10 protein-coding genes and 1 pseudogene are annotated in these 12,475 nt (G+C 72.7%); 3 read left to right on the top strand and 8 right to left on the bottom strand.

Translation table 11 applies throughout. The features are described from left to right. Positions 1-21: 21 nt before the first annotated feature. Entirely contained in the window at positions 22-990 is a 969-nt protein-coding gene (locus ABIH81_RS20805; protein WP_349876566.1) for an alpha/beta hydrolase fold domain-containing protein, read from the top strand. Positions 991-1,050: 60 nt separating this feature from the next. On the opposite strand, the gene ABIH81_RS20800 is transcribed toward ABIH81_RS20805, so the two are convergent. From ABIH81_RS20800 to ABIH81_RS20785, 4 genes and pseudogenes are all read right to left on the bottom strand, one after another. Next, complete coding sequence (locus tag ABIH81_RS20800) at positions 1,051-3,084, bottom strand: hypothetical protein (protein WP_349876565.1); 2,034 nt, start codon at positions 3,082-3,084, stop codon at positions 1,051-1,053. Between the two features lie 241 nt (positions 3,085-3,325). Further along, positions 3,326-3,637: pseudogene (locus ABIH81_RS20795) on the bottom strand (winged helix-turn-helix domain-containing protein); the annotation flags it as partial. 71 nt (positions 3,638-3,708) lie between these two features. After that, the gene (locus ABIH81_RS20790) at positions 3,709-5,643 is read right to left on the bottom strand and encodes a KedN5 family methylcobalamin-dependent radical SAM C-methyltransferase (RefSeq protein ID WP_349876564.1); all 1,935 of its coding nucleotides are present in this window, start codon (positions 5,641-5,643) and stop codon (positions 3,709-3,711) included. A 12-nt stretch (positions 5,644-5,655) separates the two neighbouring features. After that, a complete protein-coding gene (locus tag ABIH81_RS20785; RefSeq protein WP_349876563.1) occupies positions 5,656-6,393 on the bottom strand; it encodes a class I SAM-dependent methyltransferase in 738 nt (245 codons plus the stop codon). 289 nt (positions 6,394-6,682) lie between these two features. On the opposite strand from ABIH81_RS20785, the gene ABIH81_RS20780 reads away from it, so the two are divergent. Together ABIH81_RS20780 and ABIH81_RS20775 are read left to right on the top strand one after the other, a co-directional pair. Then, positions 6,683-7,048, top strand: a complete 366-nt coding sequence (locus ABIH81_RS20780) for a VOC family protein (RefSeq protein ID WP_349876562.1) — start codon at positions 6,683-6,685, stop codon at positions 7,046-7,048. Positions 7,049-7,076: 28 nt separating this feature from the next. Next, positions 7,077-7,487, top strand: coding sequence for a DUF3224 domain-containing protein (locus tag ABIH81_RS20775; RefSeq protein ID WP_013287019.1), 411 nt, complete (start codon positions 7,077-7,079; stop codon positions 7,485-7,487). Positions 7,488-7,551: 64 nt separating this feature from the next. On the opposite strand, the gene ABIH81_RS20770 is transcribed toward ABIH81_RS20775, so the two are convergent. The 4 genes from ABIH81_RS20770 to ABIH81_RS20755 are packed head-to-tail and all read right to left on the bottom strand — an operon-like array spanning position 7,552 to position 12,402. After that, a complete protein-coding gene (locus tag ABIH81_RS20770) occupies positions 7,552-9,108 on the bottom strand; it encodes an ABC transporter ATP-binding protein (protein ID WP_349876561.1) in 1,557 nt (518 codons plus the stop codon). Beyond that, positions 9,105-9,896: an ABC transporter permease subunit gene (locus tag ABIH81_RS20765; RefSeq protein ID WP_349876560.1), complete on the bottom strand. Its 792-nt coding sequence runs from the start codon at positions 9,894-9,896 to the stop codon at positions 9,105-9,107. The genes ABIH81_RS20770 and ABIH81_RS20765 overlap by 4 nt, the downstream gene beginning before the upstream one ends. Then, entirely contained in the window at positions 9,893-10,849 is a 957-nt protein-coding gene (locus tag ABIH81_RS20760) for an ABC transporter permease (RefSeq protein WP_349876559.1), read from the bottom strand. Before ABIH81_RS20760 ends, ABIH81_RS20765 begins: the two co-directional genes overlap by 4 nt. Further along, positions 10,846-12,402: an ABC transporter substrate-binding protein gene (locus ABIH81_RS20755; protein WP_349876558.1), complete on the bottom strand. Its 1,557-nt coding sequence runs from the start codon at positions 12,400-12,402 to the stop codon at positions 10,846-10,848. The genes ABIH81_RS20760 and ABIH81_RS20755 overlap by 4 nt, the downstream gene beginning before the upstream one ends. Between the last annotated feature and the right edge of the window lie 73 nt (positions 12,403-12,475).

Below are 12,475 nucleotides of genomic sequence, written 5' to 3'. Positions count from 1 at the left end.
CGTCACCGGAAGGACCCTCTGATGAACTCCCCTCGACCGGACCTCGACCCCGAGTTCCTCGCGCCCGTGGCCGAACTGCCGTCCATGCCGCCCCTGGGCCCCGAGGTGATCGAATTCGTACGCCGGCTCCCCCAGCCGCCGATCGAGACCCACCTGCGCGACCGCGCGGTGCGACGGCGTGAGGTCACCGTTCCCGCCGCGGACGGAACGCCGATCCCGCTGTCCGTCCTCAGCCCGGCCGAGCAGGCGACCGGGGCGCCCTGCGTCTACTGGATCCACGGCGGCGGGATGATGTGGGGAGACCGCTTCTCGAACATCGACGTCCCGCTGGAGTGGCTCGACCGGTTCGGCGCGGTCGTGGTCACCGTCGACTACCGGCTGGCCCCGGAGGCCACCGGCACGACCCTGGTCGACGACTGTTACCACGGCCTGCGCTGGGTGGCCGGCAACGCCGCCGCCCTCGGCATCGACCCCGGCCGTGTCGTCGTGGCCGGCGCCAGCGCCGGTGGCGGCCTGGCGGCCGGGGTCACGCTGATGGCGCGCGACCTCGGTGGACCGGCCGTCGCCGCCCAACTGCTGTCGTGCCCGATGCTCGACCACCGCAACGACACCACGTCCAGCCGGCAGTACACCGGCCCGGACGGCGTGTGGACCCGGGAGATGAACGAGTTCGGGTGGCGCAGCGTCCTCGGCGACCGGACCGGCGAGGAGGTCTCCCCCTACGTCTCCCCCGCGCTCGCCGGGGATCTGTCCGGCCTGCCGGCCACGTACATCGACGCCGGGACGGCGGAGGTCTTCCGCGACGAGGACGTCGCCTACGCGACCCGGATCTGGGCCGCCGGAGGCCGGGCCGAACTGCACATGTGGGCCGGCGGCTTCCACGGTTTCGCGGCGCTGTTCCCGCACGTGCGCGTCTCGGCCGCGGCCCGGCGGGCGCAGGCCGACTGGCTCGCCCGGGTCCTGGACCCCCGCCCCGGGCACCGGGACTGACACCTGGGACGCACGGCCGGCGCGAAGCGCTCGCGCCGGCCGTGCCCCGGCAGGGCTACGTCACGGGCAGGGGCCGCCGGCGCAGACGTCGATCACCTTGCCGGTGAGCAGGAACACCGCCTTCTGCCGCTGGGCGCCGGGCTGGGCGCGCGGGAACTCGTGCGAGTCCTCGCCGTACTCCGGTCCGGCCGGTGCGAGGTTGGTCGGCGGCGGCGCGTACGCGGCACCGCTGTTCCAGACCACCATCGCCGAGCCGGCGTACGGGTACCTGCGGATCGGCGCGATGCCCCAGAACGGCCGCACGTCCGGCGACCAGCCGGGGGCGAGCGCCGGGGTGTGCAGGCGCGCGCCGATGGTGCGCGCCTGGACCTCCGCCGCGGCGGTCGAGACCTGCTGGTCGGCGAACGCCACGTGCATCAGCACCCGGTGCGCCGGGGTACGCGGCAGCGGCCGGTCGGTCATGTGCTGGGCGTATCCGTTGGCCTCGGACCGGTCCCACAGCATCTGGAGCAGACCGAAGATGATCTGCTGGTCGATCCGGTCCGGGTAGTAGCCGTCCATGACGGTCTGGAACGGGGCGAAGTCCACACTGCGTTGCAGCAGCGTGGAGTAGTTCATCGCGGGCACGCCGAGCACCGAGCGGGTCCAGTCCTGGGCGATGGCGGTGAGCGCGCCGCCGTTGATGCCGCCCTGGCTGTTGCCGTCGTAGTGCAGCCCGCCGGCCACGTCGATCAGCGGTCGCCCGGCGCCGTCGCGGAACGCCGGGTGGGCGGCGAAGCCGTTGCGGTGGATCATCGTCCGGCCCAGGAACAGGAAGTTCAGGAAGCTCTGCTGGAGCCGGTCCGCCACCGCGGGGAAGGCGCTGAGGTCGGTGAAGGCGCCCGCCACGTACGGGACGTCGGCGGCGGCCATGCCGATCCAGCTCGTCGCGCAGAAGGTGAAGTCGTACGTCTGCGACATGGTCTTGACGTTCCCGGCGTTGATCTCGGTGGGCCGGCCGAGCAGGCCGTGGCCGTAGAGCGAGAGGTGGGCCGGTCGCGCGGCGGACGCGCTGCGCGGGATGTTGCAGACGAAGTCGGCCGCCACGGTCGTGCCGGACGGTGTGGGCAGCGCGTTGCGCGCCGGCGGGGTGCCGTCGCCGCCGGGCGGCCCGTAGTGCAGCCGGGAGCCCGGCCCGCCGTCACCGGTCAGGTAGGACGGTACGGCGACGGTGCCGGTCACCTGCCGGGCGATCAGCGGATCCTGCTCCGGCGTGTAGTCGGTGACCTGGGTGACGGTGAACGCGGGCGCGCGGCGGCCGAGCGCGGCGAACGCGCTGTCCCGGACCGCCAGCATCCGCCCGGTCAGGCCCTGCCGGCTGGCGACCGTGAAGTCCCAGGCCAGGTAGAGGCTGTGCCGCTCGACGCCGGCCCGGCTCAGGTCGGCGAGGATCCGCTTCATCTGCGGCGCGCGGGAGTCCCGGCGATCGAGGCCGGCGCCGGTCACGTACGCGCGGAACGCCTTCGGCGCCGGGATCAGCGCGCCGTCGCCGTCGCGCATGCCGCGCAGGCCCACGACGTACCGGGCGCCCTCGGTCAGCGCCACCGCCGGCCGGATGATCAGCGCCTGCCGGTCCGGGCTGCCCGCGGCGTGCGCGTCCAGTTCCGCCCAGTACGGCGTACGCCTGCCGGTGCGGGCGTCGAGCAGCACGATCGGCGCGTCCGGCGCCAGCGAGCGGCCGACGTCGGTGACCGGCGCGATCCGCGTCCGCGCGACGTCGAGGCCGGGTACGCGCGCCAGGATCGGCGAGCCGGGGCTGAACCCGTCCTGCCGGTTCCACTCGGCCGGGTCGATCGGCACGCCGAGCACGTTGGCGGGCATCGCGGAGGCCGCGAACCGGACCCGCTTGCCGGTCGGGGCGCTGCGGTCCGGGACGGTGAAGTAGTCGTTCGGGAACGGCAGCAGGCAGGCCGCCGGGTCGATCGGGTCGCAGGACCGCTGCCCGGCCGGGGCGGGAGGCGCGGACGGCGCCGCGGCGGCGCCGGAGCCGAGCAGCACGGCCGATGCGGTCACCAGCGCGGACACGGCGAGACGGAGCCGTCTGGGGGTGGGCACGCGTGTCTCCTTCGACATCGGACGGTGGTGTTCTTCCTACGCTCGCGCACAGATCTCGGCAAGGGCCGCACATTCATCAGGTCCAGGTCGAGCCGGCCGGCGGCGCGCCGAGGGCGGCCGACAGGTCCCGGGCGGCCCGCTCGATCCCGCCGGCTGCCGCCAGCGCGAACACGAACCGGTCCGGCCGCAGCACCACCAGGTCGGCGCCGTGCCGCCGCAGTCACCCGCCGAGCACCCCGTCGGCGTCCACCGCGTCGGCGTCGACCCGCAGCTCGTACCCCCGGGGGTGGCTGCGCAGGACGCGCGCCGGCTCGCGGTGGGACCGTTGCGGCTCCACGGCCCGGCGCAGCCCGGCGACGTACGTGCGCAGCGTGGTCTGCGCGCTGGCCGGCGGTCGTGCGTCCCAGAGCGCGTCGACCAGCCAGTCGGCGGCGACGAACCGGTTCGGCCGCAGCAGGAACAGGGCCAGCAGTGCCTGCTGCTTCGGCCCGCCGAGGGGCACCACCCGCCCGTTCCGGACCACCTCCGGCGGGCCCAGCACGCGGAACTGCACAGTCACGTCGACGACGACCCCATCGAGCCGAGTATGGCAGCGCCCGGTCCACTCCGGACACCGACGATCGGTCAGGGCACGGTGAGCGGCGTGCCTGCTCTCCGCACCTCCCCCATGAAGTGCAGAATCTCCTCGTGGTTCGTCGACATGACCGCGGTCATGGCGCCGGTGCGGTAGTAGATGTCGACCCGGATCGGTTCCGGCTCCAGCGAGACCGGCTCGTCGGCGCGCATCCGGGCGAGGACGCCCGGCACGTCGTACGCCAGGGTCACGTCCGGGCGGTGGAAGTACTCGACGCCGCCGATCTCGACGACGGGGAGCCCGTCCGGTTCGCAGACCGGCTGGGTCAGCAGGTCGTAGCGGTACACCTCGTCGAGGAACGGGCGGACGTCGGCCGCGAGCTGCCGCGAGACCACCTCCTCCCACCACAGCTCCAGCGCGCGCCGCCCGTCCGCCTCGGTGAAGAGGTAGCCGATGGCGGCCGCGTACGCCGGCGCGCCGCCGCCGTGTCCGCGCATCGCGGCCTCCCGCAACGGGATCGCCTCCCGCGCCGAGGTGGTGTCCGCCCAGTCGGCGAGGCTGTTGAGGACCCGGGACTGCTCCCACCCGGCCAGCCGCCGCAGCGGCAGCCAGCAGTGCCGCAGGACGGCGTTCTCGGCCATCACGCGGGCCCAGAACAGGAACCGCTGCATCACCGCGTTGTCCTCGAACGTCATGGTGCGGTGGGCGAGCACGTACTCGAAGTCGTCGTTGTCGCCGCGCAGCGCGACGATGCCGTACAGCTCCTTGTTCTCCGCGTACTCGGTGTTCGGCAGCAGCATGATCGGGTAGACGGCGATCCGGGACACGTGCTGGGCGAGTTCGTCGTACCCGGCCAGGAACGACTCGACCGTGTCGCCCGGCGCGCCCCAGATCAGCTCGGCGTAGCAGTCCAGCCCTTCCCGGTTGAGCCACCGCACCAGGTCACGCCAGTCGTTGACCTTCATGTTCCGCCGGCGCATCAGCGTCAGGGCGTCCGGGTTGAGCGACTGGAGGGCCAGCGTGAAGGAGCTGCGCAGCCCGGCCTCCTTCATCCGCCGCACGATCTCGTAGAACACCTTCGACTTGTTCTTGGCCCACGAGCTCTCGAAGGCCAGCGGGAAGCCGTGACGCCGCTTGATGTCGATGAGGTCGTCGACGAGTTCCAGGTCGATCGGCAGCATGCCGAAGTTGGCGTCGCAGGCGACCACCGTGTGCACGCCGCACCGGGCGAACAGTTCCAGCTCGGCGCGCAGCCGTTCCCGGGAGAACGCGCGTACCCGCTGGCCGACCGCGCCGCCCCAGTAGCAGAACGAGCACTTGTACGGGCAGCCGCGGTTGGTCTCGAACAGCGCGACGTCGTACCGGAACCGGCCGTCGGCGTCGAGCAGTTCGACGGCTCCGGTGAGGAACGGCGACGGGATGATGTCGAGATCCTCGATCCGGGGCCGGTCCGGGTTGGTGACCACGCCGCCGTCGGCGCGGTGCCAGGAGATGCCCAGCACCTCGCCGAGGTCGTTCGCGGGCGCGCCGGCCAGCCGGGCGCGGAGCAGGTCGAGGAAGGTCAGCTCGCCCTCGCCGTTGACCACCACGTCGATCTCCGGGTAGAGCCGGAACACGCGGGCGGCCTGTGCGCTGACGTGGGTGCCGCCGAAGAGGACCCACCCCTGCGGGTTGAGCTGCTTGTAGGTGGCGGCGAGCGCGCCGAAGGCGCGCTGGTTCCAGCCGAAGACGGAGAACCCGACCACGTCGGGCAGCGGGCCGGCGAACAGCCGGGCGGCCATCTCCCCGTGCGTCACCCGCCCCCGGAAGTTGCAGATCTCCACCGACACCCGGGCGTCCAGCTCGGCGTCGCCGGACACCATCGCCTTGAGGTACGCCGAGGCGAGCGGCAGCGACTCCAGCGGCATGTCCCAGACGCCCTGCTGCACCAGGACCACCCGAAGGCGCCGGTCCGCACCGCCGGCGCCCGTCTGGCTGTGCTCCACCGATCCGCCGCCCTACTTGCGGTAGACGGTGATGTGCCGCTCGTCGGAGTCGCGCAGTGGTCGTCCGTCCCAGTGGCCCCAGCGCGACTCCATGGTGAGCCCGCCGAGGCGGGCCATCAGGTCCATCTCGGACGGCATGACGGTGCGGATGCGCATCGGGAAGAACCGGATGCCGTCGGGCCGCAGGACCGCGAACTGGATCGACGAGCACTGGGAGATCCGCTCGCGCCGGGTGAACGTCATCACGACGTGGTCCTTCTCCACCCGTACGGTCTGGGTGCGCTGGTTGCGGTCGTACCGCGCCGGGTCGGGTATCGACGTCTGGATCACGAACCGCCCACCCGGCTCCAGGACGTCGGCGACCTTCTGGAAGCAGCGGATCTGCTCCTCCTGGTCGGTGATGAACGGCAGGGTGTCGAAGACCGCGTACGCCAGGGAGAACTTGTACGGCAGCGTGAAGTCGGTGAAGTCCTGCACGTGCACGTGCACCAGCTCGCCGCCGGGTTTGGCGCGCAACTGCGTCAGCATCCCCTCCGACGCGTCGATGCCGTGCACCTCGATGCCCTTGCGGGCCAGCGGGACGGCGACCCGGCCGGTGCCGACGCCGAGTTCGAGGACGGGACCGCCACCGGCGTTCTCGGCGAGCCACTCGATCGTCTCCTCGGTGTCACCCGGGTCGCCGGCCCATCCCGTCCCGTCGAAGACGTCGGCGACCGCGTCCCCGTAGGTGAAGATCTCGAAGCCTTCCACCGTGTTCTCCTCCACGCCGGTCATTGGGGTACCGGCGAATCGTGGCGGACGAGTGCGCCTGACGCTGCGCTGTTCTGAGCACGAAGTGAGAGCAACTCGATTGGCGTGACGGTGGCGCCGCCGACGGTTCAGCCGGTATGCTGCCGAACCTTCGGCGCCCCCTGTCCATTCGCAACCGTCTAATGAGCAGGCCGGTCGCGACACACCCGGCGACCGTGGCGTGGACGACGGCGGATTGCTAGGCTCGGGCCACGCTTTCGATCGGACGACAAATCTCCAGGAGACGTGAATGGCTGTCGGTCGCTTGGCGGCGGTAACACTGGATTGTTCCGAAATCGCCCCGCTGGTGGCCTTCTACCGGGAAGCGGCCGGCCTCGAGCCGGTGCACGAGTCGGAGTCCGGCGCGTTCCTCAGCAACGGTGACGGCGTCGCCGTGGCGTTGCAGCGGGTGGAGAACTACCGGCGTCCGGAGTGGCCCGGGCAGACGGTTCCCCAGCAACTGCACCTCGACCTGGCCGTCGACGACATCGAGGCGGCCGAGACCGAGTTGCTGCGCCTGGGTGCGACGAAACCCGCCGACCAACCCGGGGACGCGAAGTGGCGGGTCTTCCTCGACCCGGCCGGTCACCCGTTCTGCGCCTCGGTTTGGGACTGAAAAAGAACCACGGAAGGAATGAGACAAGGTGAGCACCGCGACCGCTTCATTTACGCTCGACTCCTGGGACGAAGACGAGTGGCAGGAGACCCCCGACGGCATGAAATTCTCGCGGGCCTCGGTCACCAAGACGTATTCCGGTGAACTCGAGGGCACCAGCCGCGCGCAGTTCCTGTTCGCCTATGGCAAGGGCGGCGCCGGATACGTCGGCCACGAGGTGATCGAAGTGTCGATCGGCGGTTCCAAGGGCAGTTTCATGCTCCAGCACCAGGCCGTCGGGTTGATGAGCGACGAGGAGGGCGGCGCCGAGTGGCACATCGTGCCGGGGACCGGCACCGAGGGGCTCGCCGGCATCCAGGGCACCGCCACCATGCGCAAGCTGGAGGACGGCAGCCACACCTTCACGCTGAACTACGAGCTCCTCGACGAACTCGTCTGACGTCCTGAGATCGAGGCGGAGGGCCGTTACCGGGAAACCGGGAGCGGCCCTCCGCTTCGGGCGGTCACGGCACGTCCGCCGCCGCCGTAACGGGCCGCGCGGCGTCCAGCAGCATCCTGCTCGCCTCGTGGCGCGGGTTGCCGAACACCTGCTCGACAGTCCCCTCCTCGACGATCCGCCCGCCGCTGAGCACGGCGACCCGGTCCGCGTTGCGGGCGATCACACCGAGGTCGTGCGTCACGATGAGCACCGCCAGGCCCAGCGTCCGCCGCAGCGAGTCGAGCAGGGCCAGGACCGAGGCCGCCACCTGGGCGTCGAGGTTCGACGTGACCTCGTCGCAGACGAGCACGTCGGCCCCGGCGGCGAGCGCACGGGCGATGGCGACGCGTTGCCGCTGCCCGCCGGACAGCTCCCGCGGCAACCGCGACGCCAGCTCCCCCGGCAGGCCGACGAGCCCCATCAGCCGGCGGGTCTCCGCCGTCACCGCCTCGGCCGTCATCCCACCGGCCAGGCGGACCACCCGGCCGATCGCCGCGCCCACCGGCCGCCGCGGGTTGAGCGACCCGCCGGAGTCCTGCGGGATGAGCTGCAGGCGGCGCCGCTGGTGCACCGGCCGGCGCCCGAGCGTCGGCTCCAGGACCTCGCCGGACAGCGTCACCCGGCCCGAGCTGGGGCGCAGCGTTCCGACGACGGCCCGGGCGAGCGTCGTCTTGCCGCAGCCCGACGTGCCGAGCAGGGCCAGCGCCTCGCCGGCGCGCAACCGCAGGGACACGTCGTCCAGGACGACCCGCCCGCCGCGCGGCACGGTCAGCCCGGACACGGTCAGGACCTCCGCGCCGCGCTCCGGCGTGGCGGCGCGGCGGCGCATCTCCGTCGGCAGGTCCGGCACCGCGGCGAGCAGGTCCCGGGTGTACGCGGCGGCCGGGCGGGTGAGCACCCGCGCGGTCGGTCCCTCCTCCACCACGACGCCGCCCCGCAGCACGATCAGGCGATCGGTCATCCGGGCCGCCGCGGCGAGGTCGTGGGTGACGAACACGACCGCCAGCCCACGGTCGGCGGAGAGCCGGTCCAGCTGGTCGAGCACCTGCTTGCGCACCAGCCCGTCCAGGCCCGTGGTCGGCTCGTCCAGCACCAGGCCGCGCGGGTCGCCGGCCAGCAGCCGGGCCAGCGCCAGGCGTTGCTGCTGGCCGCCCGAGAGCTGGTGCGGGTACCGGCGCAGGAAGGCCCGGTCGCCGGGCAGGCCCACCTCGACCAGCCCTCGGCTCACGGCCGTCTCGGACCGGTCCGCGGCCAGTTCCCGGATCTGCGCCCGGACCCGCAGCGTCGGGCTCAGCGCCGACGGCGGATCCTGCGGGAGGTACGCCAGCACCCGCCGCCGGACCCGGCGCACCGCGGCGCCGGATGCCGTCAGCACATCGTGCCCGTCGACCACGACCGTGCCCGCGGCCACCCGCAGTCCGCGCCGTACCGCGCCGACGAGGGCCATCGCCAGCGTCGTCTTGCCCGCCCCGGACTCGCCGACGACGGCGACCCGCTCGCCCTCGGCGACGCGCAGCGACAGGTTCTCCAGGACGGCCCGGCCGGAGGTGTCCTCGACCCGCAGCCCACTGATCTCGATCATCGCAGCACCCGCCCGACGATCCGGTCGATGCCGAGGTTCGCGGCGACGGTGAGCACACCGAGCAGGATCGCCGGCACCGCGACGCCCCACGGGGTGAGCTGGATGCCCTCGACGTTCTGGCTGATCATGGCACCCCAGTTCGGGCCGCCGGAGCCGAAGCCGAGGAACGCCGCCGCCGCCGTCAGCGTGACCGCGATGGCGAGGCGGGTGCCGAAGTCGGCGAGCACCGGCCGGACGATGTTCGGCAGGATCTCCCGGACGATCACCGACAGGTGCGAGTCGCCGCCGGCGTAGGCGGCCACCACGTAGCCGTCCTCGACCGCGCGGAGCGTCTCGGCCCGGGTCACCCGGGAGACGAACGGCGTGCCGGTCAGCACCACCACGATGATCATCGTCGTGGCGCTGTACCCCCAGCCGTGCAGCAGCACCAGCAGGATCAGCACCGGCGGCAGGCCCAGCAGCAGGTAGTCCAGCCGGGACACCACGGCGTCGGTGACCCCGGCGAAGTAGCCGCCGAGCAGGCCCAGCACCAGTCCGAGCACTGTGGCCAGGATCGTCGCCACCACCGGCACGGCCACCAGCGGCCGGCCCCCGGCCAGCACCCGGTCCAGCACGTCCCGCCCGGCGCTGTCGGTGCCCAGCGGGCTGCCCGCCGTCGGGGCGCTGTAGGGCAACCCGACGATCCGCTCCGGCTCGCCGGCGAACAGCGGGCCGAACAGCGCGATGCCCAGCACGACCAGCACCACGGCCGCGGCCGTCCCGGCGAGCAGCCACCGCGCCGCCCTCATCGGGCGGCCACCCGCAGCCGGGGGTCGACCGCGAGGACGAGCAGGTCGGCCACGATGAACGAGACGAGGATGATCGCGGCGAGGAGCAGCCCGACCCCCTCCAGGACGGCGGTGTCGTGGTTGCGGACCGCCGCCACCAGCGTCTGCGACAGGCCCGGGTAGTTGAAGACGACCTCGACCACTGTGGTGCCGCCGAACAGCCCGGACAGCAGCCACGCGAACGTCTGCGCGCACGGCGGCACCGCCGCGGGCAGCAGGTGCCGCGCCACGACCACCCGCTCGGGCAGCCCGGCCAGCCGGGCCGCCTCGACGTGGGGCATCGCGTCCGCGTCGATGACCGTCGCCCGCACGATCCGGCTCGCCCACGCCGCGCCGAACAACGTCAGCGCGGCCACCGGCAGCACCAGGATCTCCGGCCGGTCCAGCGGTCCGCCGCCCAGCGGTGGCAGCGAGATCGCCGGCAGCAACGGCCACAGGTCGGCGAAGACCAGCACGAGCAGACCGGCGGTGACGAACTGCGGGATCGACACCGCCACCACCGCGACGGCCGACACCGCCCGGTCCACCCGTCCGCCCGGCCGCAGCCCGGTGAGCAGCCCCAGTCCCATCGCCAGCGGCACCGTCACCGCCGCGGTGAGGCCGACCAGCAGGCCGGTGGCGGCCAGCGGCTCGGCCACGACGTCCACCACCGGCCGGTGCATCGAGGTGCTGGTGCCCAGGTCGAGGCGCAGCGCCGCGGTCCCCCACTCGACGAACCGCACCGGCCAGGGCCGGTCCACACCGAGCTCGGCCCGGCGCTGCTCGACCTCCTCGATGGTGGCGTCGGGCCCGAGTGACGCCGACGCGGCGTCACCCGGGAGCACCTCCGAGCCGGCGAAGAGCACCACCGCCACCGCGAACAGCGTGGCCACCGTCGCCAGCAGCCGTCGGGCCAGGAACCCGAGCGCGGTCACGCCGGCCCGGTCGCCCGGTCGAACAGCTGGACCGACTGCATCGTGCGGACCCCGCTGATCCCCTTACGGGCGGCGTCCAGCTGCTCCTGGAAGCCCCACAGCAGGTCGCCGCCCTCCTTGTAGAACTCCTCCTGCAACGCCTTGAACGCCTCCGCGCGGGCGTTGTCGTCAACGGTCGCCTGGGCCTTCGCCAGCCGCGCCTGGTAGGCGGCCGACGTGCCGGTGACGTTGAACGGCGCCTTGCCGTGGGTGACCGCCGACAGGTGCACGGCGGCCGGCCGGTTCACGTAGTAGAACGCCTGGAACGGGTGCGTGGCCAGCGTGGTGAGGTCGGCGTAGTAGGCGTCGGGCGAGATCTCCTGGAGGGTCAGCTCGACACCCGCCTCCTTGAGCTGCTGGGCCATCAGCCGGCTGGCGTTGAGCATGCCGGGGACGATCTCGCCGGTCCGCAGCGTCAGCTTCGTGATCCCGGCCTCGGTGAACAGCCGCTTCGCCTGCTCCAGGTCACGGGCGCGCGCCGGCAGGTCGGCGTAGCCGGGCAGGCTCTTGCCGACCACGTCGTCGGCGGTCGAGCCGAGCCCGAGCAGCGCGTTGTCGACCAGCGCCTGCCGGTCCACCGCGAGCCGGACCGCCTGGCGGACCCGGACGTCGTCGAACGGCGCGAGCTTCTGGTTCATCGCGAACGACAGCGCGTTGGCGTTCGCCGGACCGCCGCGTACGACGGTGAGCTCGCTGTTCGCCGCCTCCGTCTTCGCGCCGGTGGAGCTGATGCTGACGGCGTAGTCGACCTGCCCCGCCTTCAGCGCCGACAGCCGGGCGCCGGCGTCGAGGATGCCGACCACCTGGAGTTCGGCGACGCTCGGCTTGCCACCCCAGTACTGCTCGTTGGCGACCAGCCGGGTCGTGGTGCCGTTGCGCTCGGCCAGCCGGTAGGGGCCCGATCCGATCGGCTTGCTGAACTCGGTCATGCCGGCCGGGAAGACCGGCGAGAAGACGACGAGGACGGCTTCCTTGAAGTCGCCGCGCGGGGTCAGCAGCGGCACGGTGACCGTGCGGTCGTCGACGGCTGTCACCTTGGCGAGGTCGACGTTGGCGTAGACGGAGGCCCGGTTGCTGGGCTTCGCGCCCAGCGTACGGATGCTGTGCACCACGTCGGCGGCGGTGACCGGCTTGCCGTCGTGGAACGTCACCCCGGAGCGCAGGTTGATCGTCCACACGCTGCCGTCGGCGTTGGGCTGCACCGACTCGGCGAGCTGGTACTTGTACTCGCCGTTGTCGAGCACCATCAGCGAGTCGTACACGTGCCGCATGACGATGAGCGTCGCGCCGATGCTGGTCAGCAGCGGGTTGCCGGCCTCGGCGTCGGTGACCGCGTTCGGCGCGCCCACCTTCAGCACCGCCAGCGACCCCCCGCCGGCCGCCGCCGGCGACGGCTCCTCGTCGTCGCCGCAGGCCGACAGCAGCGGCACGCCGGCCACCGCGGCGCCCGCGACGAGGCCCATCCGGAGCAGCGCGCGGCGATTGAACGGCGAGTCGTACGGGGTGGGCGACATGGTTCCTCCACAAAGAGTCGTGCCGGTGAAATCGGATCGCAAGACGTCTGCGGATCTGACGGTCGCCGATCAT

It is taken from the genome of Micromonospora sp. HUAS YX12 (assembly GCF_040215685.1).
Classification (GTDB): domain Bacteria; phylum Actinomycetota; class Actinomycetes; order Mycobacteriales; family Micromonosporaceae; genus Micromonospora; species Micromonospora tulbaghiae.
Note: the sequence above shows the minus strand (reverse complement) of the source record. Positions and strands in the feature narration are given on the sequence as shown.